At 50.9% G+C, this 20,612-nt stretch carries 21 protein-coding genes; 8 read left to right on the top strand and 13 right to left on the bottom strand.

Translation table 11 applies throughout. The features are described 5' to 3' along the window. Nucleotides 1–20 precede the first annotated feature (20 nt). From SK36_RS09755 to SK36_RS09735, 5 genes are all read right to left on the bottom strand, one after another. A complete protein-coding gene (locus SK36_RS09755; protein WP_045443109.1) occupies nucleotides 21–827 on the bottom strand; it encodes an ABC transporter permease in 807 nt (268 codons plus the stop codon). Next, complete coding sequence (locus SK36_RS09750) at nucleotides 817–1,761, bottom strand: ABC transporter permease (protein ID WP_048221413.1); 945 nt, start codon at nucleotides 1,759–1,761, stop codon at nucleotides 817–819. The genes SK36_RS09755 and SK36_RS09750 overlap by 11 nt, the downstream gene beginning before the upstream one ends. Further along, on the bottom strand, nucleotides 1,762–2,778 hold the full coding sequence (locus tag SK36_RS09745) for an ABC transporter ATP-binding protein (protein WP_045443116.1): 1,017 nt from the start codon (nucleotides 2,776–2,778) through the stop codon (nucleotides 1,762–1,764). A gap of 16 nt (nucleotides 2,779–2,794) precedes the next feature. Continuing rightward, a complete protein-coding gene (gene ydcS, locus SK36_RS09740; protein WP_045443119.1) occupies nucleotides 2,795–3,940 on the bottom strand; it encodes a putative ABC transporter substrate-binding protein YdcS in 1,146 nt (381 codons plus the stop codon). A 328-nt stretch (nucleotides 3,941–4,268) separates the two neighbouring features. Continuing rightward, entirely contained in the window at nucleotides 4,269–5,678 is a 1,410-nt protein-coding gene (locus SK36_RS09735; RefSeq protein ID WP_045443122.1) for an aminotransferase-like domain-containing protein, read from the bottom strand. Between the two features lie 167 nt (nucleotides 5,679–5,845). Between SK36_RS09735 and SK36_RS09730 the strand changes: the two genes are divergently transcribed. The 4 genes from SK36_RS09730 to SK36_RS09720 all read left to right on the top strand — a co-directional run bounded on the left by SK36_RS09730 (nucleotide 5,846) and on the right by SK36_RS09720 (nucleotide 8,803). Continuing rightward, complete coding sequence (locus tag SK36_RS09730; protein WP_048221412.1) at nucleotides 5,846–7,249, top strand: cytochrome ubiquinol oxidase subunit I; 1,404 nt, start codon at nucleotides 5,846–5,848, stop codon at nucleotides 7,247–7,249. Further along, the gene (gene cydB / locus SK36_RS09725; RefSeq protein ID WP_048221411.1) at nucleotides 7,249–8,259 is read left to right on the top strand and encodes a cytochrome d ubiquinol oxidase subunit II; all 1,011 of its coding nucleotides are present in this window, start codon (nucleotides 7,249–7,251) and stop codon (nucleotides 8,257–8,259) included. The genes SK36_RS09730 and cydB overlap by 1 nt, the downstream gene beginning before the upstream one ends. Then, nucleotides 8,259–8,384: a DUF2474 domain-containing protein gene (locus SK36_RS23590; protein WP_071828945.1), complete on the top strand. Its 126-nt coding sequence runs from the start codon at nucleotides 8,259–8,261 to the stop codon at nucleotides 8,382–8,384. Before cydB ends, SK36_RS23590 begins: the two co-directional genes overlap by 1 nt. A gap of 188 nt (nucleotides 8,385–8,572) precedes the next feature. Further along, complete coding sequence (locus SK36_RS09720) at nucleotides 8,573–8,803, top strand: DUF2554 family protein (protein WP_048221410.1); 231 nt, start codon at nucleotides 8,573–8,575, stop codon at nucleotides 8,801–8,803. A 3-nt stretch (nucleotides 8,804–8,806) separates the two neighbouring features. Here SK36_RS09720 and rlhA read toward each other — a convergent pair whose 3' ends face one another. Continuing rightward, on the bottom strand, nucleotides 8,807–10,768 hold the full coding sequence (gene rlhA / locus SK36_RS09715; protein WP_048221409.1) for a 23S rRNA 5-hydroxycytidine C2501 synthase: 1,962 nt from the start codon (nucleotides 10,766–10,768) through the stop codon (nucleotides 8,807–8,809). Between the two features lie 78 nt (nucleotides 10,769–10,846). Beyond that, nucleotides 10,847–11,383: a helix-turn-helix domain-containing protein gene (locus SK36_RS09710; RefSeq protein ID WP_045443321.1), complete on the bottom strand. Its 537-nt coding sequence runs from the start codon at nucleotides 11,381–11,383 to the stop codon at nucleotides 10,847–10,849. Between the two features lie 104 nt (nucleotides 11,384–11,487). Between SK36_RS09710 and SK36_RS09705 the strand changes: the two genes are divergently transcribed. After that, nucleotides 11,488–12,654 (top strand): benzoate/H(+) symporter BenE family transporter, encoded by a 1,167-nt coding sequence (locus tag SK36_RS09705; RefSeq protein ID WP_045443324.1) that lies wholly within the window; start codon nucleotides 11,488–11,490, stop codon nucleotides 12,652–12,654. Here the strand turns inward: SK36_RS09705 and SK36_RS09700 are convergent. Then, complete coding sequence (locus tag SK36_RS09700; RefSeq protein ID WP_048221408.1) at nucleotides 12,637–13,506, bottom strand: helix-turn-helix domain-containing protein; 870 nt, start codon at nucleotides 13,504–13,506, stop codon at nucleotides 12,637–12,639. The two genes, SK36_RS09705 and SK36_RS09700, sit on opposite strands and share 18 nt — an antisense overlap. A 190-nt stretch (nucleotides 13,507–13,696) precedes the next feature. Here SK36_RS09700 and SK36_RS09695 point away from each other — a divergent pair, with 190 nt between their 5' ends. Next, on the top strand, nucleotides 13,697–14,605 hold the full coding sequence (locus SK36_RS09695) for a DMT family transporter (RefSeq protein WP_045443329.1): 909 nt from the start codon (nucleotides 13,697–13,699) through the stop codon (nucleotides 14,603–14,605). Between the two features lie 41 nt (nucleotides 14,606–14,646). On the opposite strand, the gene SK36_RS09690 is transcribed toward SK36_RS09695, so the two are convergent. The 3 genes from SK36_RS09690 to tehA form a co-directional block, all read right to left on the bottom strand. After that, on the bottom strand, nucleotides 14,647–15,321 hold the full coding sequence (locus tag SK36_RS09690) for a DUF3313 domain-containing protein (protein ID WP_045443332.1): 675 nt from the start codon (nucleotides 15,319–15,321) through the stop codon (nucleotides 14,647–14,649). Between the two features lie 159 nt (nucleotides 15,322–15,480). Continuing rightward, nucleotides 15,481–16,077: a tellurite resistance methyltransferase TehB gene (tehB, locus tag SK36_RS09685; RefSeq protein WP_045443345.1), complete on the bottom strand. Its 597-nt coding sequence runs from the start codon at nucleotides 16,075–16,077 to the stop codon at nucleotides 15,481–15,483. Then, nucleotides 16,077–17,078 (bottom strand): dicarboxylate transporter/tellurite-resistance protein TehA, encoded by a 1,002-nt coding sequence (tehA, locus tag SK36_RS09680; RefSeq protein WP_045443348.1) that lies wholly within the window; start codon nucleotides 17,076–17,078, stop codon nucleotides 16,077–16,079. Before tehA ends, tehB begins: the two co-directional genes overlap by 1 nt. A 114-nt stretch (nucleotides 17,079–17,192) precedes the next feature. Here tehA and ydcK point away from each other — a divergent pair, with 114 nt between their 5' ends. Continuing rightward, complete coding sequence (ydcK, locus tag SK36_RS09675) at nucleotides 17,193–18,173, top strand: YdcK family protein (RefSeq protein ID WP_048221407.1); 981 nt, start codon at nucleotides 17,193–17,195, stop codon at nucleotides 18,171–18,173. Here the strand turns inward: ydcK and rimL are convergent. Further along, nucleotides 18,165–18,710, bottom strand: coding sequence for a 50S ribosomal protein L7/L12-serine acetyltransferase (gene rimL / locus SK36_RS09670; protein ID WP_048221406.1), 546 nt, complete (start codon nucleotides 18,708–18,710; stop codon nucleotides 18,165–18,167). The genes ydcK and rimL overlap by 9 nt on opposite strands. A 221-nt stretch (nucleotides 18,711–18,931) precedes the next feature. On the opposite strand from rimL, the gene alr reads away from it, so the two are divergent. Then, nucleotides 18,932–20,158 carry an alanine racemase gene (gene alr / locus SK36_RS09665; RefSeq protein ID WP_048221405.1) on the top strand — a complete coding sequence of 409 codons (1,227 nt, stop codon included), beginning with the start codon at nucleotides 18,932–18,934 and terminating at the stop codon, nucleotides 20,156–20,158. A gap of 66 nt (nucleotides 20,159–20,224) precedes the next feature. On the opposite strand, the gene SK36_RS09660 is transcribed toward alr, so the two are convergent. Beyond that, complete coding sequence (locus SK36_RS09660; RefSeq protein ID WP_045443368.1) at nucleotides 20,225–20,449, bottom strand: HP1242/YdcH family protein; 225 nt, start codon at nucleotides 20,447–20,449, stop codon at nucleotides 20,225–20,227. Nucleotides 20,450–20,612 lie beyond the last annotated feature (163 nt).

The following is a 20,612-nucleotide window of genomic DNA, read 5'->3' as shown; positions in this document are numbered from 1 at the left end:
GCAATTTCCCATATTGTCGTTTATTTACCGTTTCCGGCGAGAGTTTCGCCTTCACGCGTTAGCCACCAGGCCCCTAAAATTGGCAGTGTTGTAACCAGCATGACCAGCAATGCCACAACGTTGGTGACAGGAACATCGCGTGGACGTCCCAATTGATTAAGCAGCCATAAAGGAAGCGTTCTTTCATGTCCGGCGGTGAACGTTGTCACGATGATTTCATCAAACGACAAAGCAAACGCCAGCATGCCACCCGCCAACAGTGCCGACGCTAAATTCGGCAATACGACATAGCGGAAGGTCTGCCAGCCGTTGGCACCCAGATCCATCGATGCTTCAACCAGACTCCATGAAGTGCGGCGAAAGCGCGCCACGACGTTGTTAAAAACCACCACCACACAAAACGTCGCATGTCCCACAACGATCGTCAGGAACCCCGGTTCCAGATTGATGGTTTTAAACGCACTCAGCAGCGCCAGGCCAGTAATAATGCCCGGCAATGCAATCGGCAAAAGCAACAACAGCGATATTGCGCTCTTGCCAAAAAAGTCCCTGCGCCACAGTGCAGCCGCTGCTAACGTTCCCAGGATCAGGGCAATAGCTGTCGACAGCGCAGCAATTTTAAGTGACAACGTCACTGATTCAAGGATGTCGCTGCGCTGCGCCGCAACGCTAAACCAACGAAGCGTTAACCCCTGGGGTGGAAAACTAAAAGCAGCCTCCTCGGTATTAAAAGCATAGGTGGCAATAATGAGGATGGGAAAGTGCAGAAAAATCACGCCTCCCCATGCAGCCAGTTTGAGTAAAAAAGGTGCGCGTTCAGAGTGCATCAAAAGCTCCCAGACGCTTCACGAACGCCAGATACAGTGCAATTAAGACAATCGGCACCAGGGTGAATGCCGCCGCCATTGGCATATTGCCGATAGCCCCTTGTTGCGAATAGACCATGTTGCCGATGAAGTACCCCGGTGGTCCCACCAGTTGAGGAACAATAAAGTCCCCCAGCGTCAGCGAGAAGGTAAAGATCGAGCCGGCCGCAATACCCGGAATCGCCAGCGGAAGCACCACATAACGGAAGGTTTGGCGCGGACGAGCCCCCAGATCAGCCGAAGCCTGAAGTAACGATGGCGGTAACCGCTCCAGCGCAGCCTGTACCGGCAAAATCATAAACGGAAGCCAGATATAGACAAAAACCAGAAAACGCCCTAATCCCGACGTCGACAGTGTGTTACCCCCGATAGCTGGCAACGTCAGAAAAGCCGTCAGCACTGGCTCCAGCCCAAGATGAGTTAAAAACCACTGCGCCACACCATCTTTTGCCAGCAGCAGCGTCCACGCATAGGCTTTGACGATATAACTGGCCCACATTGGCAGCATCACCGCGATGTAAAAAAAGGCCTTCATCTTGCCGCTGGTGTAACGCGCCATATACCACGCCATCGGAAACGCCAGAATAGCGCTGGCAATAGTGACAGCTACTGCCATCGTCAGCGTTCGCAAAATGATGTCGTAATTTGCCGGATTAAACAGCGCCTGTAGATTGGCCAGCGTCAAATCTGGCGTAACTGACATGGTAAAATCGTCGAAGGTATAAAAACCCTGCCACAATAGCGTCAGTAATGAGCCAAAGTAGACGATTCCGAACCACATCAACGGTCCGAGCAGCAGCAAAAACAACCCAAAGCCCGGATTACGCCAGAAAAAACCCGTTATCTTGCTCAGGTTTGTCGACTGCACAGGTGAATGTAAGACATTCATAGCCATTCACCTCTCCTCAACCAGCGGTACCATCACGTCACGCGACCACGATGCCATCACCTGTTGGCCCGGTGACAGCGTTGCTGGCAGCGTTTCCCCTGTCAGGTTTGCCTGACTGACCAGTAATTTTTCACCGCCAGCGAGTTTTAGCTCAAACCGTGTCGCTGCCCCCTGATACTGCACCGCCTGGATAATCCCCCGAGCCTGAACCTCGCCGCCGGAATCGTTTAACCGAATGTGTTCCGGGCGCAGTGAATACATGCCCTGCAGCCCACAAACATTCGCCGACATCGCCGCATCGAAGACATTTGATGTCCCCACGAAACTCGCCACAAAAGGTGTGCGTGGGCGCATATAGAGTTCACGCGGCGAATCCACCTGCTCAATACGACCGTTATTAAACACCGCTACACGATCGGACATCGACAGCGCTTCTCCCTGATCGTGCGTGACAAAAATGAAGGTAATACCAAGAGACTGCTGTAGTTTTTTCAGTTCCAGTTGCATCTGTTCACGCAACTTGAGATCCAGCGCGCCGAGCGGCTCATCCAGTAGCAGAACGCGCGGTTCATTAACCAGCGCACGGGCGATGGCCACACGCTGACGCTGCCCACCGGAAAGCTGTGACGGTTTACGTTCATAAACGAAGCCGAGCGCCACCTTTTCCAGCGCCTCACGGGCCTGAGCATGGCGCTGTTTTTTATCAATACCTTTGACCATCAGCCCGTAGGCCACGTTGTCGAGGATCGACATGTGCGGGAACAACGCATAGTCCTGGAAAACGGTATTGACATCCCGTTCCCAGGGCGGCAAATCGCTGGCCTGTTTACCAAAAATTTTAATTGCGCCGCCAGAGAGCTGTTCGAAGCCAGCTATCAGACGCAGACAGGTGGTTTTGCCGGAGCCGGATGGCCCCAGCATAGAAAAAAATTCACCATCATTAATCGCAATACTGACCCCATCGACTGCACGAACATCCCCGTAAAGTCGTGAGACATTGTCAAATTCCACTGCGTACGTCATAAAACCCCCAGCGGAATTAGCGACCGCCCATAATGGCTATGTAATCCTGCGTCCAGCGACTGTACGGTACAAATTTCCCACCTTCTGCGATGGGCGTTTTCCAGAAAGCGATTTTGTCGAAAAAGCTATACCCATTGGTTTCACAGCCTTTTTCACCCAGAAGTGGGCTGGCTTTACATCCTTCCGGCACAACAGGCAGAGAACCAAACCAGGCGGCAACATCGCCCTGTACTTTCGGCGTTAATGACCAGTTCATCCATTTGTACGCACAAACCGGGTGTTTCGCTTCGCTGTGCAGCATAGTGGTGTCAGCCCAGCCGGTAACGCCCTCTTTTGGAAATACGGTCGCGATCGGCTGGCCTTCACCTTTCAGGGCGTTAGCCTGATACGGCCAGGCGCTGGAAGCCACGACACCTTCGTTTTTGAAATCACTCATTTGCACGGTGGTGTCATGCCAGTAGCGGTGGATCAATGCATGCTGATCGCTCAGAACCTTAATGACCGCCTGATACTGTTTTTCAGTGAGTTGATACGGGTCGCTGATGCCCAGTTGTGGCTGAGTGGCTTTAACGAACAGCGCGGCATCTGCAATATAAATTGGACCGTCGTAAGCCTGTACGCGCCCTTTATTGCTTTTCCCGTCAGGAAGGTTTTGTTCCACAAACACCACGTTCCAGCTATCCGGCGGTGTCGGGAAGGTTTTGGTGTTGTACATCAGCAGGTTTGGCCCCCACTGATATGGCGTGCCATAGACTTTCCCACCAACGTTAAACCACTCACCTTTTACGACGCGCGGATCGATAGTTTTCCAGTTAGGGATAAGCGCTGTGTTAATAGGTTGAACGCGTTTCCCCATAATCAAACGCAGTGAAGCATCACCTGAAGCCGTTACCAGGTCATAACCGCCTTTTGCCATCAGGCTGACCATTTCGTCTGAAGTGGCTGCTGTTTTCACATTGACCGCACAACCGGTGTCCTTCTCAAACTGTGAGACCCAGTCATATTGTTTATCGGTTTGTCCACGTTCGATATAACCCGGCCAGGCAATAATATCCAGGCGGCCTTCCGGTTTATCTAATGATGTGGGGGGTTCGGCTGCATGGGCTGTCATCAGCGTCATACTGAGGGCACACAGACTACTGAGGGCAAATTGCTTGCTCATAACATCTTACTCCTGTCGAAAAATATTGAGCGGCAGCCTTGCCGTAAATATATGTCCTTTCCTAAAAATAGTCGGGGTGTCGTAAGCGTTCCTGCTGGCGCAAGGAAATTTAATCAGGTTGTGAGCTAACGCTCATTACGTCGTGGGCTCTGGCAGGATGACTAAATCTTCTGGAGTATAGACAAGGAGTTAGATGCGCAGGGGGTAATACCAACAACTATTGATATTTTGTATGGTGGCACTCGATATAAATAACTTTATGGCCAGGCATTCGTTATTTCGAAAATAAGAACGCACTATTCTTTTATATTGAATAGCGCGTTCGGTATTATTTCATCATCTCGCGAATTAATTTCCCGAGCAATTTCACTGCCTGCTCCTCGCGCTCTCCCCAGTTCCATGCGGTATTGAAGCGAAAGAAACGTGTCCAGGTCCCCGATGTTGAGAACATTTTACCTGGCGCAATACTAATATGGTGGGCCAGCGCCTGAGTACTGAGTTCCCCCGCATCGAGTGGCTCGGGCAGTTCCAGCCACAGAAAATAGCCGCTGTCGTTATGGTGAATTTTGACTTCCGCCGGAAGATGACGAAGCAGCGTTTGCCAGGCCTGCTGTTTGCGTTCTGCCAGTTGACGGCGTAACCGACGCAGATGCGCGTCATAACGCCGCGTGGACAGGTAATCCACCAGTGCAAGCTGCATTGGAGAACTGGTTGATAAGGTACTCATCAACTGGAGTCGCTGAATGCGGCGGGCATGTTTTCCTGCGGCAACCCAGCCAACACGAAATCCTGGCACCAGGCATTTCGAAAACGAAGAACAATGCAGCACTCTGTCGCCGTGATCCCAGGCCTTTGCGGGCAACGGTTTTTCACGGCCAAAGTAAAGCTCGCTATAAACGTCATCTTCAATCAGCATGACGTTATATTTTTCCAGCAATGCAATCAGACTGGCTTTTTTCTGTGCGCTGAGCGTAAAGCCAAGCGGGTTTTGACTGTTGGTCATCAACCAGCAGGCTTTTACCGGATACTCCTGTAATGCCAGTTCCAGTGCAACAAGGTCGATGCCTTCCTTTACATCAGTGGCCACAGAAAGCGCCTTCAGACGCAGTCGTTCCAGGGCCTGCAATGCACCGTAAAAACAGGGGTTTTCGACGATAACCCAATCACCCGGTTCAGTCACCGCCTGCAAACTCAGGTTGAGGGCTTCAAGCGCACCTGCGGTAATCACAATCTCATCGGGCGAAATAGTGATCCCCTGCTGAGCATAACGCCGTGCGATAGCGTGACGCAGTTCAGCATTACCCGGTGGCAGGTTTTCGATAACGCTCATGGCTGTGGCTGTTTTGCTTACCTGCGCCAGCGAACGGTTAAGCTGCTGCAAGGGAAATAAGCGGGGATCGGGGAATGCGGAAGCAAATGGCATAACAGATGCATCCCTACTAGCCTGCAACATATCAAAAATATAGGTATTGATATCCACGGCTTCATCACGCATGACCTGCACTTGCGGTATTGAAACCTCACGCTCGGGACGTGCAGCAACATAGTAACCCGACTGCGGTCGGGCAATGATCCGTCCCTGGCTTTCCAGTAGCTGGTAAGCGTGTCCGACGGTCATAAAACTCATTCCGCTGCTTACCACCTGCTCACGCAAGGATGGCAGGCGATCGCCTGGCTGCCATACGCCAGACGCAATTTGATCGCGAATTTGTTCCGCCAGCCGCTGATACTTTTTCATTTTTCGTCCTGATATCCGGTGTCGGTGATAACCACGATGTATATCAGTTTACATAATCAACTTATTTTTTATAACTGTTATGGTTAAAAAGAACAGTTCTGTTTCTGCCCCCCGCTGTTCCCCAGGCTTAGAATTGCGCTAAATCAATTTTGCCTGCGGAGTTAAGCATGTTCGGTCTTGACGCGTTTCACCTGGCGAGGATCCAGTTCGCGTTTACGGTGTCCTTTCACATTATCTTTCCGGCTATAACTATCGGACTTGCCAGCTATCTGGCGGTACTCGAAGGTCTTTGGCTGAAGACGAAAAATCCGACCTGGCGGTCGCTGTATCATTTCTGGTCTAAAATATTTGCCGTTAACTTTGGCATGGGTGTCGTATCGGGTCTGGTCATGGCTTACCAGTTTGGTACCAACTGGAGCGGCTTTTCTGAGTTCGCTGGCAGTATCACCGGGCCATTACTGACCTACGAAGTGTTAACCGCATTCTTCCTGGAAGCGGGTTTCCTTGGTGTCATGCTGTTTGGCTGGAACAGAGTGGGACCCGGCCTGCACTTCTTTGCCACCTGTATGGTCGCGCTGGGGACCATTATCTCTACCTTCTGGATCCTGGCATCAAACAGCTGGATGCAAACGCCGCAGGGCTACGAAATTGTCAATGGACAGGTAGTGCCAGTGGACTGGTTTGCCGTCATTTTCAATCCTTCATTCCCTTATCGACTGCTACATATGTCCGTCGCAGCATTCCTCAGCAGCGCCCTGTTTGTCGCCGCGTCAGCTGCCTGGCATTTATTACGCGGTAATAACACCCCGGCTATTCGGGCCATGTTCTCCATGGCGCTGTGGATGACATTGATCGTCGCCCCACTCCAGGCGCTGATTGGTGACATGCACGGACTGAATACCCTTAAGCATCAGCCCGCGAAAATTGCAGCCATTGAAGGACACTGGGAAAACCCGCCAGGCGAACCGACTCCACTGCTGCTGTTCGGCTGGCCTGACATGGAGCAGGAACGTACCCGTTACGGGTTGGCTATCCCGGCACTGGGAAGCCTGATCCTTACGCATAGTCTGGACAAACAGGTTCCGGCGTTAAAAGAGTTTCCGAAAGAAGATCGCCCTAACTCCACCATGGTGTTCTGGTCGTTTCGTATTATGGCAGGCTTAGGCATGCTGATGATCCTGCTGGGCGCATTCGCGCTCTGGCTACGCTACAGACAGCGTTTATACATTTCGCGTCCCTTCCTGAGATTCGCGCTGTGGATGGGACCTTCAGGTCTGATTGCTATTCTTGCAGGTTGGGTCACCACCGAAGTGGGACGTCAGCCGTGGGTAGTTTATGGGCTACAACGTACAGCGGATGCGGTTTCCGCGCATGGCGATCTGCATATGAGCATCAGTTTGCTGGCCTTCTTTGTGGTTTACAGCTCGGTCTTCGGCGTGGGTTACAGCTATATGATCCGCCTGATCCGCAAAGGGCCTCAGGAAGATCCGCCGACCATCCCGCCATCAGGCACTCCTGCACGGCCGCTTTCAGCTGCGGTCCTCAATTCGCAACCTGAGGTGCTCCGCTAATGGGTATTGATTTATCAGTTATTTGGTTTGTTATCATCGTGTTCGCCACGCTGATGTATATCGTGATGGACGGTTTTGATCTCGGGATCGGCATTTTATTCCCCGCCATTCAGGATGCTGACGAGCGGGACGTGATGGTCAACAGCGTGGCACCGGTATGGGACGGGAATGAAACCTGGCTGGTACTCGGTGGCGCAGGCTTGTTCGGCGCTTTTCCACTGGCCTATGCCGTGATTGTCGATGCGCTGACCATTCCGTTAACGCTGATGCTCATAGGGTTGATTTTTCGTGGCGTCGCCTTTGAATTCCGTTTCAAGGCTACACCGGCTCACCGACCATTCTGGGATAAAGCCTTTCTGTGCGGTTCAATCCTCGCGACCTTCACCCAGGGCGTTGTTGTTGGTGCTGTTCTCAACGGTTTTTCAGTCACCGGACGCAGCTACAGCGGTGGAGCATTCGACTGGCTGACACCTTTCACGCTGTTTTGCGGAGTCGGGCTGGTTGTCGCATATGCTCTGCTCGGAGCAACATGGTTGGTTATGAAAAGCGAAAACCCGTTGCAGGATAAAATGCGCAACGTGGCAAAAAAACTGCTGCTCACACTGCTGGTCGTGATTGCCATTATCAGCCTCTGGACACCACTGGCACACAGCGCCATTTACGAGCGCTGGTTTAGCCTGCCGAATCTGTGGTTCCTGATGCCAGTACCGGTACTGGTTGCGCTTATCAGTCTGTGGATCTGGCGCGCATTGGGCCAGCAAAGCTGCCATGCAGTGCCTTTTGTGCTGACACTCGGCTTGATTTTTCTGGGTTTCAGCGGGTTGGGGATCAGTATCTGGCCGCATATTATTCCACCGTCAATTACCCTCTGGCAGGCTGCGGCACCAGCGCAGAGTCAGGGCTTCATGTTAGTTGGTGCACTGCTGATTATCCCTATAATCCTCGTTTACACCTTCTGGAGCTATTACGTTTTTCGCGGCAAAGTTCAACATGGTGAGGGGTATCATTGATGCAGCAATCGATCTGGAAACGCCTGATGTGGCTGGTGATCCTCTGGGGGGGAAGTGTGCTGGCGCTCGCTGGCGTTGGCATGTTCTTCCGTCTGTTGATGACGGCGGCAGGTTTTAAGTCCTAGGACACTGTGATTCAAGCCGGGTTGTGCTCGCACTTCCCGGAAACTCAAAATTCAAACGATTATTAAACAACTCAGTAATAATTGCCGAGTTTGCGAAACAGATGTTGCCTTTGGTCCGAATAAATATTGAAATAGTCACCAGGCGAAATTATCGCCATTTCTGTTTATTACGTACCAGAGGCTGCATGATGTTTAAGAAAGTGTTAACGGTGTTATTGCTGGCCAGCGCGCTTTTCTCCGGCCAGCTTTTCGCTTCTAATCAGGGACATGAATATCTTCAGGTACAGGATGCCGATCATTTATTACGCCACTCAGCCGACAGCGATGAATTACGTGTGACGGCGGAAGAGTCCGCCGCCGATCTACGTGAGCATCATCACTGGCTAAAATCACGCAAGCCCGATACACATTTAAGTTAATGCTTAGCCTTTACGTTTTGGCAGCGTTTTCATCAGATCTTCCGGGCTGACAGAAGCTACAACGCTACCCGGCAACGGCATTTTCAGAATGTGATGCTTAATCTTGCCGATAACGTGCATTTCGCACGGTCGGCAATCAAATTTTAGCGTCAGCACTTCATCACCATTGACCAGTTGCATTGGGGTCGCTTTCCAGCTTTTGATATTTCCTTTTGCCTGTTTCGGGCACAGATTGAAGGCAAAACGCAGGCAGTGCTTGGTGATCATTACCGGGACGTCACCTTTTTCTTCATGTGCCTCATAAGCGGCATCAATCAACTGGACACCATAACGGTGATAAAACTCACGCGCTTTATGGTTATAAACGTTCGCCAGAAAACTCAGATGCGTTTGTGGATACACCGGTGCCGGTTCGGAAACAGGTTTACGGCAGCCACGCTGATAACTGGCCAGACGAGCGGCATCCAGCATATCTACAGCTTCACGCCGGAACTGATTGAGTTGCCCGTTCGGTACGAACAGCGCCCCCGGCAAATTGACCTGAATATCGCGGGCGTAATAGAGCGTTTGCCCCAGTTTTGCCAGGCCATCCTGCAAATTACTCAACGCTTTTTCCGCATTGTTAGCTTCTTCAAACAGGCCGTCCAACGTATGGGTAATACTCACGCCCTCTTCACTGGTGAGCGTCAGGATCAACTGCTCCTGCCAGCCGCCCAGCTCAATATCTACCGCCACCCGGCGTTCGCTGGACGTCTTGGTTAACGCTTGTTGCCAGTTATGATCGAGATTGCGGTTCAGCGGATGGTGCGGGCGAACTTTGTGCAGATCGGCAGGCATGTCATTCGGCCAGACCCGATAACGGTTGTGTCCCGTTTTTTCCACCGTATTAGCCCGAAACCCTACCACATCACGTTTAATTAACACGTTCAGGCCATCGCCGTTCGCCAGCGGTTCCGTCACCTCAACATCAAGATGGTCTTTCGCAACTTTCAGCACTTCTCCGACGGGCAGACCTATAAATTTCGGTGAGTCGAAAGCACCGATATCCCCTTTCCGGGCGTTAACAAAATAATCGGTGCTGCCACGGTGGAAAGTTTTTTCCGTGGAGGGAGTAAAGAAATGCTCAGTTCGCCCCGCAGAAGCCCGGGCCAGATCGCCCCGCTCTTCGATTATCGCATCCAGCATCTGCCGATAATGTGCTGTAATGTTTTTCACATAGCTCATATCTTTGTAGCGACCTTCAATTTTGAAGGACCGCACACCCGCATCAATCAACGCGCCGAGATTGGCGGTTTGATCGTTATCTTTCATCGACAACAGATGTTTTTCATATGACACCACGCGGCCCTGATCGTCTTTCAGGGTATATGGCAAGCGACAGGCCTGAGAGCAATCCCCACGGTTAGCACTGCGGCCAGTCTGGGCATGGGAGATATAGCACTGACCGGAATACGCCACGCACAACGCACCGTGAATAAAAAACTCAATGGTAGCGTCTGTGGACTGATGAATAGCGCTAATTTGTTCAAGGCTTAATTCCCGCGCCAGTACAATCTGGGTGAATCCGACGTCAGAGAGAAATTTCGCCTTCTCTACACTACGGATATCGCACTGGGTACTGGCATGCAGTTCAATAGGGGGAATATCCAGTTCCAGTATCCCCATATCCTGAACAATTAACGCGTCAACGCCGGTTTGATACAGATCGGTAATTAACCGCTGCGCGGGTTCCAGCTCATCATCATGCAGGATCGTATTCAGCGTCACAAAAATTTTCGCCCCATAACGATGGGCAAAAGGCACCAGATCAGCGATATCTTTCAGGCTGTTGCTGGCATTATGACGCGCCCCAAAACCGGGACCGCCAATGTATACGGCATCTGCGCCGTGTAAAATGGCTTCGCGCGCAATCGCGGTATCACGGGCCGGGCTTAACAGTTCAAGGCGATGAGGTTGCTGACGCATACAGTTGTTACCATCCAATAGCGGCAAAATGGCGGCTATTGTAGTCAGAAGCGCAACGTTTCGGAATAGTTTTCCCGATTAACTGCGCGGGTAATGGATGAGTGAATGAAAGTGAACCGTCTGTTCACTGCTGTTACGATAACTGTGCGCAGTATCTCCGGCAAAACGCACCCCCTCACCGGCTTTTAATGTTCGCCATGCCCCCTCAATGTACATATCGAGCAGGCCATTAATCACTACGACATGCTCAATGACGCCAGTCTCATGTGGGGTAGATTCACTCAGCGCCCCCGGAGCCAATAGGATCGAAAAATGGTCAAAGCAAAGTTGTGGATCCCACGGGAAAAGCGGTGTCACCACCATTGCCTGTTGTTCGGGATCGAATGTGGTCGTGCCGTCGGATTCTGGCGGTGAAATAAAGGTTGAAAATGGGACGTTCAGCCCAGTCGCGATTTTCCACAATGTCGCCACCGTGGGGCTGGATTCATTACGTTCAATCTGCCCCAGCATTGCCTTTGAAACGCCTGTCTCCTCGGCCAGGCGAGAAAGGCTCCATTCTCGCTGGTGGCGCAATGTTCTGAGCGTAGTGGCCAGATATTGAGTTAAATTGTCCATTTATTCCTCCCTTAATCCCCTTCTGCAAAACAATAGCTTACCACTTGTACGCTATAACGCACAGTGATACAGTGACTGACCGTTATAACGCACACGGAGTCTTTATGCGCGCGCTTTCAATACCTTTACCCACCGTCTTATCCGGTTTCGTTGCCGTTCTGGTCGGCTACGCCAGCTCGGCGGCTATTATCTGGCAAGCGGCAATGTCTGCGGGTGCGACAAGCGCGCAAATCGCGGGCTGGATGACTGCCCTTGGGCTCGCGATGGGCGTTAGCACGCTGGTACTGACACTATGGTATCGCGCTCCGGTATTGACTGCCTGGTCAACACCAGGCGCGGCACTGCTGGTCACCGGTCTGCAAGGCTTAACAATTCAGGACGCGATCGGCGTTTTTATTGTCGCTAATGCGCTAATTGTGCTGTGCGGCGTAACCGGGCTGTTCGCCCGTCTGATGAAAATTATCCCACACTCTCTGGCGTCGGCTATGCTGGCCGGGATCCTGCTACGTTTTGGATTGCAGGCATTCGCCAGTCTCAATAGTGAGTGGGTTCTGTGCGGCAGTATGCTGCTGGCGTGGCTGGTCTTAAAAGTCCTGGCCCCACGTTATGCGGTTATCGCCGCGATGCTGGTGGGTATCGTCATTGCTCTGATTAAAGGTGACATTGTCACAAATAGTGTAAGCCTGTCGCCGGTAGTACCTGAGTTTATTGCTCCTCATTTTTCCTTTGCCTACAGCATCAGCGTTGCGATACCGCTATTTCTGGTGACGATGGCATCGCAAAATGCTCCTGGTATCGCCACCATGAAGGCTTCCGGCTACTCATTGCCTGTTTCACCGCTGATTGTTTTCACCGGCCTGCTGGCACTGTTGTTTTCCCCTTTTGGTGTCTATTCCATTTGTATAGCCGCCATCACCGCTGCGATTTGCCAAAGTCCCGAAGCACACCCTGACGCACAGCGACGCTGGTTAGCCGCTGCCGCTGCTGGCGTATTCTATTTGCTGGCGGGGATATTTGGCGGTTCAGTCAGTGGGTTAATGACAGCCCTGCCCGTTAGCTGGATCCAGATGTTGGCTGGTCTGGCGCTGTTGGGGACCATTAGCGGCAGTCTGTACCAGGCATTACATAATGAAACGGAACGGGATGCCGCCATCATCACTTTTCTGGTTACCGCCAGTGGGTTAACGCTATTGGGGATTGGCTCTGCATTCTGGGGATTAGTTGCCGGTGGGTTGTGCTATGCGGTGCTGAGATTAGCGCGCCGCGCGTAACTGCGATGGCGTCTTACCCGTAACCTGTTTAAACCGGTTACTGAAATGGCTTGCCGAACTGAATCCACAGGCCATCGCAATATCCGACAAACTGCGTGAAGAATAGCAGACCAGTTGTTGCGCCAGCGTCATTCGACGCTGCATAACGTACTGGTGCGGTGCCATGTTCATTGACTGACGAAACATTCTGGCAAAGTGAAAATCACTTAACGCCGCTTCGCCTGCCAGATCGCTCAGGGTTATCGGGTAAGCAAGATGTGCCTCAATATAGGTCAGTACGTTTCGCAATGTGACGGGAGCAAGACCTCCCGTGACCGCCGGTGCCCGCCATTGTACATTGCTGTAATGCTGGATCAGGTGCGTTAATAAAAGCGAGGATGCAGCGCTGAGCGTGAGATGATTGGCGGGTTGCTGCCAGTCATTTCCGAGCAAAAACTGGCGGTAAACTGCGGTGATCCCGGGGTCGCTACCAAATGTATGCTCATCCAGTGTGAAACTATATGGACTTTTGTCCCAGACTTTCTCACCCACTTCACGTAAATGTGCGTCCGTACAGTAGAGATGAACAAACGACAGGGCATCACGGATGTCCCAACTCGACTCGCTCTCTTTCGGCATCAGACAGAAACGGTCCGGGCCGCCACCGTTCTTCCAGCCCCCCGCCGTCTTGTGATAGCTCTCGTAGCCATCGGCGACATACAAACTGAGCGTATGGTGATCGCAATATTGTGTGATGGTGTCGCGTTTGTTCGACCAGGCCGCCAGTTGGATCCCTGAATGTAACGCAACCGATTCATGCAACACGGCATTATGTTTGCGTAAGTTTTCAAAGGCATCGTAGGGCTGAGACATACCATCACATTCAAAAGAAGTTAGCAGGCTTTTCAGTCTATCTCAGCTATATGTCGTTAACAGCCTCCTTTTCACGCTTGCGGCAAAAAAAGCGCAAGATTATGCAAGTCCCGCGCAAACAGATGAAAGCCCCCTGACTGATGTCATGACACAGTGTATTTCTGAATAAAAAAAAGAGAGAGGGAGTCGTATGAACGCACTGTTGTACTGTCTGGTCGTGGTGATATGGGGAACCACATGGATTGCAATTTACCTGCAGCAAGGTCCGGTTCCTGCGCCCGTCTCCATCTTCTGGCGTTTTGCCGTCGCCAGCGTAGTGATGATATTGCTCCTGCTGATGAGTGGCAGACTACGCAAGCTTTCCGGTCGCGATCATCTGTTTTGTCTGTTGCAGGGAGGATGCGTTTTTTGCTTCAACTTCTGGTGTTTTTACACCGCTGCTGCCTGGATCAATACAGGGCTGGAATCGGTTATTTTCTCCATGGCAGTGCTGTTCAATGCGATAAATAGCTTCGTATTTTTTGGTCAAAAACCGCCGGTACGCTTCTATATTGCAGCCGCTCTGGGGTTAACGGGTATCGTCACGCTGTTCTGGCAAGATTTGGTCAACAGCGGGTTTAATCATTCACTGTTGTTGGGAATTGGCTTAAGTGCTCTGGGGACCTTTGGTTTCTCACTGGGCAATATGATCAGCATGCGCCATCAGAAAAAAGGGCTCGAGATCCTGACCACCAACAGTTGGGCAATGCTGTATGGCACATTATTGATTGCGGCGATTGCTGTGGTGCGTGGCGATAACTTCACGCCGCAGTGGACTTTCAGCTATCTCAGCGCACTGTTGTATCTGGCGATTTTTGGTTCAGTGATTGCCTTCGGCGCCTATTTCACGCTGGTCGGACGCATTGGTCCCAGTAAGGCAGCATACAGCACATTGCTTTTCCCATTGGTGGCGCTCACGCTGTCTACATTGTATGAGGGGTATGTCTGGCAGCTCAATGCGATTGCCGGGTTAGTGCTGATTTTACTGGGGAATCTGGTGATGTTTGCACGACCTGAGGCTCTGGTTGGTAAGTTATTTTACCGTCGCCGTACGGCATAGAAAAAGGCACCATCTGCTTGTTGCAGATGGTGCGTTCATCATTATTTTTTGTTGCTGTTCACGTCAAACATTGAGGCGTCTGTCGCCATGTCATCAACAACTTTTTTCAACGTTTCGAACGCCATCGGCGTGCTTTCGTTGTTCAGGTCTTTACCTTCACCCTGACGTACAACTCTAATCACTGGTTTATTGGTCGCCGCATCGATCAACTCACCCTCGAAATAGAGGTGAGTATCCATTGTGCGGTGCCCTGTTACCATTTGAGTACCTGCTACGACCAGCGCAACCGGGACCACTTCATAGAATTGCAGCCCTTCTTTACTGGTTGCTACACCTGTGATCGCCCCACGGAAAATCAGGCTACGCGGACCTGGGGTCGTAACCAGAGGTTTACGTTTAGCAATAGCGGTCTTCATTTGAGTGTTGGTATAGGTCAGCAACTTATCAAGAACCTGCTGACCTACCTGTGTGGTGGGCTTAGGAATCGGATAATACGTTATCGGGTTATAAACGATATTGTCGTATTTGGATTCATTGAAGTTTGGGTCAACCCAACGGAGCACCGGTTGTCCGGTTGCTGATTTAGTTTCCTTCAGGCCAGAATAATCTTTTAAAAACCCAGAGTATTTATCCGGCTGCGTCACTTTTGACGCACAGCCAGATAACGCCAACAAACCGGTAAGCACTGCAACTTTAAATAAAGTTTGAGTACGCATGAAACGATCCCTTTAGTTTTCGCAATGATGCATAAAAAAGGATAGCAAAACGGATTCATTTTGGATGTACTAAAAATGGTAAGCGTCACACATTTTTATTTCTGCGGTCAGCACGATAAAAAAATGCTGCCCGCAGAGAGAGTTATCTTACCAGGAGGGTCAGGCCGTCTTACGCGCCAGCATTGTCGCAAAGCGCAGTTTAATGCGATTGCCGTTTTCATCTGTGCGGTGAAGTTCACCCACATCTTCGTTATATTTCAGCAGATCCCAACCATTGTAATAACGGCGTAATTCACCTTCTTTAAACGCAAACGGGAAACCGACGGTGCAAGGGAAATCATCAGTGTCCATTGCTGCGACGATCAGGTTATATCCGCCAGGTTTAGTACAACGCTGCATATTTTCGATAAGCCCTGGGATTGTTTTCGCTTCCAGGAACATCATCACAACGGTAGAAAGAATAAAGTCGTATTCGCCGTCAAAGCTCAGCGCATTAAGATCCACAACCTTCGCTTGCAGATTGTTCAACCCTTCAGCAGCCTTGATGCGCTCCAGATTAGCAATGCTCATGGGATTTTTATCCCATGCGGTAACGTCGTAGCCGTTTGCCGCTAGGTAGAGGCTGTTGCGACCATTGCCGCAGCCCAGATCTAACGTTTTGCCTGGCGCAACAATTTTTGCCGCTTCGACAACATCGGAATGCGTGCGGGTTAAATCATATTTTTCCGTAAAGTAGTTTTCGTCGCAAAGGGTCATTATTTATCCTCAGATTTCAGTAATGCAGCACGCTCCGTGCGGATGAGCAGTTTTCCCTGCATCAGCAATACAAACGTACGTACCAGTAATAGTGCAATGATAAAATTGGTAAAAATAAACAGAGGGATCGCCAGAGTATGAAAAAAACCAGACTCACTGCTGTGCCCTAAATGCAGCCCCGTCGTCGCCAGCGCTGACACGCCGAACGAGAAACTCCAGAAAGAGGCATTAAATGGCTGGGACAAATACCACGGCATCAGGCGTAACATGAAAAGAAGCTGCAGCAGGCCATAGCCAAATAACATTTTGGCCAGCGTATCGCCTTCACCGCCATTGACGCTGAGCCAGGCGCTACAGGCGACCAGTGCAGGCGCCAGTTGAATACCCAGTGAAGTGCGTAATACAGCAGGTAGTTCGCCTGAACTACGTAGACGTTGCAGGATAACAGGTTCAAGGCTTAACCATGAGAAGACGCCTGCCCCCAAAAATACCAATCCGGCATCGTTGAAACCCAACGCACCGCAGGCCATGGCGCTGATAAAGTTATTGGCCACGGTCGGCAAATATAACCCCGGCGTTGTTGCTTCCTCTGGATGCGAACCTCTCCAAAGCCCTGCCGTTTGCCAGGCTGCGTACAATAACTGAATCACCACGCCGATACTGAACAATCCCACGGCTAATGGACGATACCAGGGGACAAAGCCAATTGCGACCAGCATCGTTGTGGCAGGGAAAAGACTGACAAAGCTGCTCATCACCGGATGGCGAATTTCTGCCAGCACACTGTGCGGGAATCGCACCAGGCGGGTAAGAAATGCCAGCGTCAACAGACCCCAAATAATCATCGCGAGGATCACCAGACCATCGCCGACCCAGTGGCCGACCGACCATATCTGGCTGGCATATCGCCACGCAAACCCCATACCTATGATGCCCAGTACCATCCCAAAATAACCGGCCGGAAGATTGAGGATCCGATCACTCTCTTTGTTGTTACTCATTTTGTTTATTTTTTAAAGTATATTTGAAATGCATTTTATGGAATTTCTGGCGGTTTAGCCAGCGTGGAAAACTTTGCTACGTTTAACTAAAGTGCGCAACATGGAAATGAGGCTATGACCAAATACTGCCTAAGTGATGAGCCACGCTCCTTCAGTTATCAGGATAATGGCAACAAAAAAAGTGTATTGCTACGCCAGATTATCGCCCTTATTGACTTTAATGACGTTAAAGCCGGGACGCGAGGCGGCTGGATTGACGATGAAAACGTACTGGCACAGAGCGGCAATTGCTGGATTTACGATGAAAATGCGCTGGCGTTCTCCGGTGCGGCGATCTCAGGAAATGCCCGTATTACGCAGGAAAGCATTATCAGAGATGGCGTACAGATTGGTGATGAAGTCTGGATCGATCGCGCTGAGATAAGCCACGGCGCACAAATACGTGACAACGTCACAGTTAAAGATTCTCTCGTTCAGGGAGAGTGTCTGCTGTCCGGCGATGCATGCATTGAGTGTCACTGTGAAATTATCGCGGCCAAAGGATTAACCCGTGAAAGCGACCAGATACTGCAAATCTACGACCGCGCTACCCTCAGCAATTCTCGTGTTGTACATCAGGCGCAGATCTATGGCGAAGCCAGTGTCAGCTACGCGTTTATTGAACACCGTGCTGAAGTGTTTGAATTTGCGCTTATAAAAGGCAATGAGGAAAATAATGTCTGGATTTGCGATTGTGCGAAAGTGTACGGACACGCCCGCATACTAGCCGGAGTTGATGAAGATGCTATTCCGACGTTGCGCTACAGCTCACAAGTGGCAGAGCACGCATTGGTTGAGGGTAACTGCGTTCTGAAACACCACGTGCTGGTCGGCGGACATGCCGAACTACGCGGTGGCCCGATCCTGCTCGATGACAACATACTTATTGAGGGTCATGTCCGCATCCAGGGAGAAGTGCTCATTGAACATCGCGTTGAAATTAACGGGCAGGCCCACGTCGAGGCGTTTGATGGTGATGCTATTCATCTGCGCGGGCCTAAGGTTATCAACGGCGAACAGCGTATTACGCGCACGCCCCTGGCTGGCTTACTCTGAGGCGTTGTCGATGATTCGGGCATAGAGATTAACATCATGGTACACACCATTAAGAAACTCGGCCTGTTTCATACAACCTTCCAGCGAGAAGCCGTTACGTTGCGCCACCCGATTGCTCTCGGGGTTATTTACCCGGCATTTAATGGTAAAACGTCGGATCTCTCCGCGTTGTGCATAGTGATGAATAAAGGCCTGTAACGCCCGGGACATAATACCCTGCCCCTGATGAGCTTCATCCAGCCAGTAACCGATATAAGCGGCTTTGTTCAGCGGTTCTACCTGATTAAACGAGATAACGCCCACCACATCTTCATGCTCAAAAATAAGGAACATTTTGGCGTAGCCGCGTTGATGTAACATCATGTTCCCCTGCACGTTCTTACGCGTGTCCTCCTCAGAACCAACAAACTGCGGCCAGTTCAGCGACTGCTGGAGCCATGCCTTATTTTTAACCACCAGTTGATGTAATGGCGTAACATGTTGTTCTTCTACTGCACGCAGTTCCAGCGTTTCACTGACGCTAATAATTTCCGACATGTTTATCTCCTTTGCGATCGTTAAAGGGGCATTTCTGACTGACACCAGCTGATATTAATCTGATTACCACCGTGAATAACACTTTTTTATGCTGTTACAGCAATCACTTAGAGACAATATACCGCGCATAACCCGCTACTCTATTTCTTCGGGCATCTCCCCGCCGAGGGGGAGCCGTAATGATGACAACAACACCTCTACTATTTTGCTAAGGAGCAAGCATGGCAGCACCTTTGGGCCGTTTAGCACTGATCCCGCTGTTACTGATTACCGCCTGTCACCAGCCCGCCACTGATACACAGGCGAGCCCCGTTCCCTATGCGGTAAGTAAGCAACTGGTCGTGGATAATACCACTCTGGAAATTTCTCGTAGCGCGCTGGAATATAACGTTCGCAAAGTTCAGCAACTGCTGGGTGATAAAACCCGCATGTGCGCCATCCTGAAAGGAGATGCTTACGGGCATGACCTCTCGTTAGTGACCCCAATAATGATGCAAAATGGTGTTCAATGTATAGGCGTCGCGAGCAATGAGGAAATCAGCATCGTCCGCCAGTCAGGATTTAAATCGCAGCTCATGCGCGTTCGAAACGCAACAGAAAAAGAGATGCGGCAGGCGGCAGATTTTGATACCGAAGAGTTGATAGGCAACCTGGATATGGCTAAGCGCCTGAGTGCCATTGCCCGGGAGAAAGGAAAAACCATCCGTATTCATCTGGCACTGAACTCTGGCGGTATGTCACGCAATGGTCTGGAAGTCAGTACGGCGGCGGGACTGGAAGAGGCTCGCGCAATTTCAGCCTTACCGGGCCTGAAAATTGTTGGGCTCATGTCGCATTTCCCGGAAGAAGATGCTGCGGTGGTTAAACGCGATCTGGCCCGTTTCAACTCACAATCCGCACAGGTCCTCAAAATCACCGGGCTTAAGCGCGAAGAAGTTACGTTGCATGTCGCTAATACCTTCGCCACGCTGACTGTTCCCGAGTCGTGGTTGGATATGGTGCGTGTCGGCGGAATTTTTTATGGCGATACCATCGCCAGCACTGAATATAAACGTGTGATGACCTTTAAATCTGCAATTGCTTCAGTCAACCATTACCCGAAAGGAAATACCGTTGGGTATGACCGAACGTATACCCTCAAACGCAATTCCGTGCTCGCCAATATCCCGGCGGGTTATGCAGATGGTTACCGTCGCGTGTTCAGTAACGCAGGACATGTTCTGATCCGCGGCCAGAGGGTACCTGTGTTGGGCAAAACCTCGATGAATACGCTGATTGTCGATGTGACCGATCTGCCACAGGTTGCTTCAGGTGATGAAGTGGTGTTGTTTGGCAAACAAGGGAATGCGCAGGTTAGCGCTGAGGAAGTTGAAGAAATTAGCGGCGCGCTGTTCACTGAAATGTCGATTCTCTGGGGTGCGACAAACAAACGCGTACTTGTCGACTAAGCCCCACAAACAGGAAGGGCTTCCCATTCTTGCGGAAAGCCCTTTTACACAGCGGAGCAGCTCTATTTAGCCCTCACTGACACTCTCTTTTTGCAAAATTTTGAGCAGGTCTTCCTTCAAGTGGAGTTTCTGTTTCTTCAGGCGAACAATATCCAAACTGTATCCCCGACCATCCGAACCTTCCAGTCTGGAAATTTCATGATCAAGGCTGTTGTGTTTTTCGAATAAAGACAGAAAGCGAGGGTTCTCGGTTTTCAGTCGGGAAATAAGGTCTCTGTATTCTGGAAACATACTTTCTCCCTGTTAGTGGTCAAGAACGTGTACAACAAATACACATCCTCAGCTTACCTGGTTAAACCAGGGAAAAATGAGAACAGGATCGAGTAAATAGTGAACAGACGGTTTTGGGAGAGATGACAGATATGGCTCCCCATCAGGAGAGCCACTGGGCACG

The sequence above is a fragment of the Citrobacter sp. MGH106 genome (assembly GCF_001037495.1).
In the GTDB taxonomy this organism is placed as follows: domain Bacteria; phylum Pseudomonadota; class Gammaproteobacteria; order Enterobacterales; family Enterobacteriaceae; genus Citrobacter; species Citrobacter murliniae.
The sequence above is the reverse complement of the archived record's forward strand: the minus strand, read 5'-3'. Positions and strand labels throughout refer to the sequence as shown.

What these genes read in the sequence shown, in the direction of transcription:
- SK36_RS09755 (WP_045443109.1), bottom strand. Translation starts at nt 827, where the DNA reads ATGCACTCTGAACGCGCACCTTTTTTACTCAAACTGGCTGCATGGGGA.
- SK36_RS09750 (WP_048221413.1), bottom strand. Translation starts at nt 1,761, where the DNA reads ATGGCTATGAATGTCTTACATTCACCTGTGCAGTCGACAAACCTGAGC.
- SK36_RS09745 (WP_045443116.1), bottom strand. Translation starts at nt 2,778, where the DNA reads ATGACGTACGCAGTGGAATTTGACAATGTCTCACGACTTTACGGGGAT.
- ydcS (WP_045443119.1), bottom strand. Translation starts at nt 3,940, where the DNA reads ATGAGCAAGCAATTTGCCCTCAGTAGTCTGTGTGCCCTCAGTATGACG.
- SK36_RS09735 (WP_045443122.1), bottom strand. Translation starts at nt 5,678, where the DNA reads ATGAAAAAGTATCAGCGGCTGGCGGAACAAATTCGCGATCAAATTGCG.
- SK36_RS09730 (WP_048221412.1), top strand. Translation starts at nt 5,846, where the DNA reads ATGTTCGGTCTTGACGCGTTTCACCTGGCGAGGATCCAGTTCGCGTTT.
- cydB (WP_048221411.1), top strand. Translation starts at nt 7,249, where the DNA reads ATGGGTATTGATTTATCAGTTATTTGGTTTGTTATCATCGTGTTCGCC.
- SK36_RS23590 (WP_071828945.1), top strand. Translation starts at nt 8,259, where the DNA reads ATGCAGCAATCGATCTGGAAACGCCTGATGTGGCTGGTGATCCTCTGG.
- SK36_RS09720 (WP_048221410.1), top strand. Translation starts at nt 8,573, where the DNA reads ATGTTTAAGAAAGTGTTAACGGTGTTATTGCTGGCCAGCGCGCTTTTC.
- rlhA (WP_048221409.1), bottom strand. Translation starts at nt 10,768, where the DNA reads ATGCGTCAGCAACCTCATCGCCTTGAACTGTTAAGCCCGGCCCGTGAT.
- SK36_RS09710 (WP_045443321.1), bottom strand. Translation starts at nt 11,383, where the DNA reads ATGGACAATTTAACTCAATATCTGGCCACTACGCTCAGAACATTGCGC.
- SK36_RS09705 (WP_045443324.1), top strand. Translation starts at nt 11,488, where the DNA reads ATGCGCGCGCTTTCAATACCTTTACCCACCGTCTTATCCGGTTTCGTT.
- SK36_RS09700 (WP_048221408.1), bottom strand. Translation starts at nt 13,506, where the DNA reads ATGTCTCAGCCCTACGATGCCTTTGAAAACTTACGCAAACATAATGCC.
- SK36_RS09695 (WP_045443329.1), top strand. Translation starts at nt 13,697, where the DNA reads ATGAACGCACTGTTGTACTGTCTGGTCGTGGTGATATGGGGAACCACA.
- SK36_RS09690 (WP_045443332.1), bottom strand. Translation starts at nt 15,321, where the DNA reads ATGCGTACTCAAACTTTATTTAAAGTTGCAGTGCTTACCGGTTTGTTG.
- tehB (WP_045443345.1), bottom strand. Translation starts at nt 16,077, where the DNA reads ATGACCCTTTGCGACGAAAACTACTTTACGGAAAAATATGATTTAACC.
- tehA (WP_045443348.1), bottom strand. Translation starts at nt 17,078, where the DNA reads ATGAGTAACAACAAAGAGAGTGATCGGATCCTCAATCTTCCGGCCGGT.
- ydcK (WP_048221407.1), top strand. Translation starts at nt 17,193, where the DNA reads ATGACCAAATACTGCCTAAGTGATGAGCCACGCTCCTTCAGTTATCAG.
- rimL (WP_048221406.1), bottom strand. Translation starts at nt 18,710, where the DNA reads ATGTCGGAAATTATTAGCGTCAGTGAAACGCTGGAACTGCGTGCAGTA.
- alr (WP_048221405.1), top strand. Translation starts at nt 18,932, where the DNA reads ATGGCAGCACCTTTGGGCCGTTTAGCACTGATCCCGCTGTTACTGATT.
- SK36_RS09660 (WP_045443368.1), bottom strand. Translation starts at nt 20,449, where the DNA reads ATGTTTCCAGAATACAGAGACCTTATTTCCCGACTGAAAACCGAGAAC.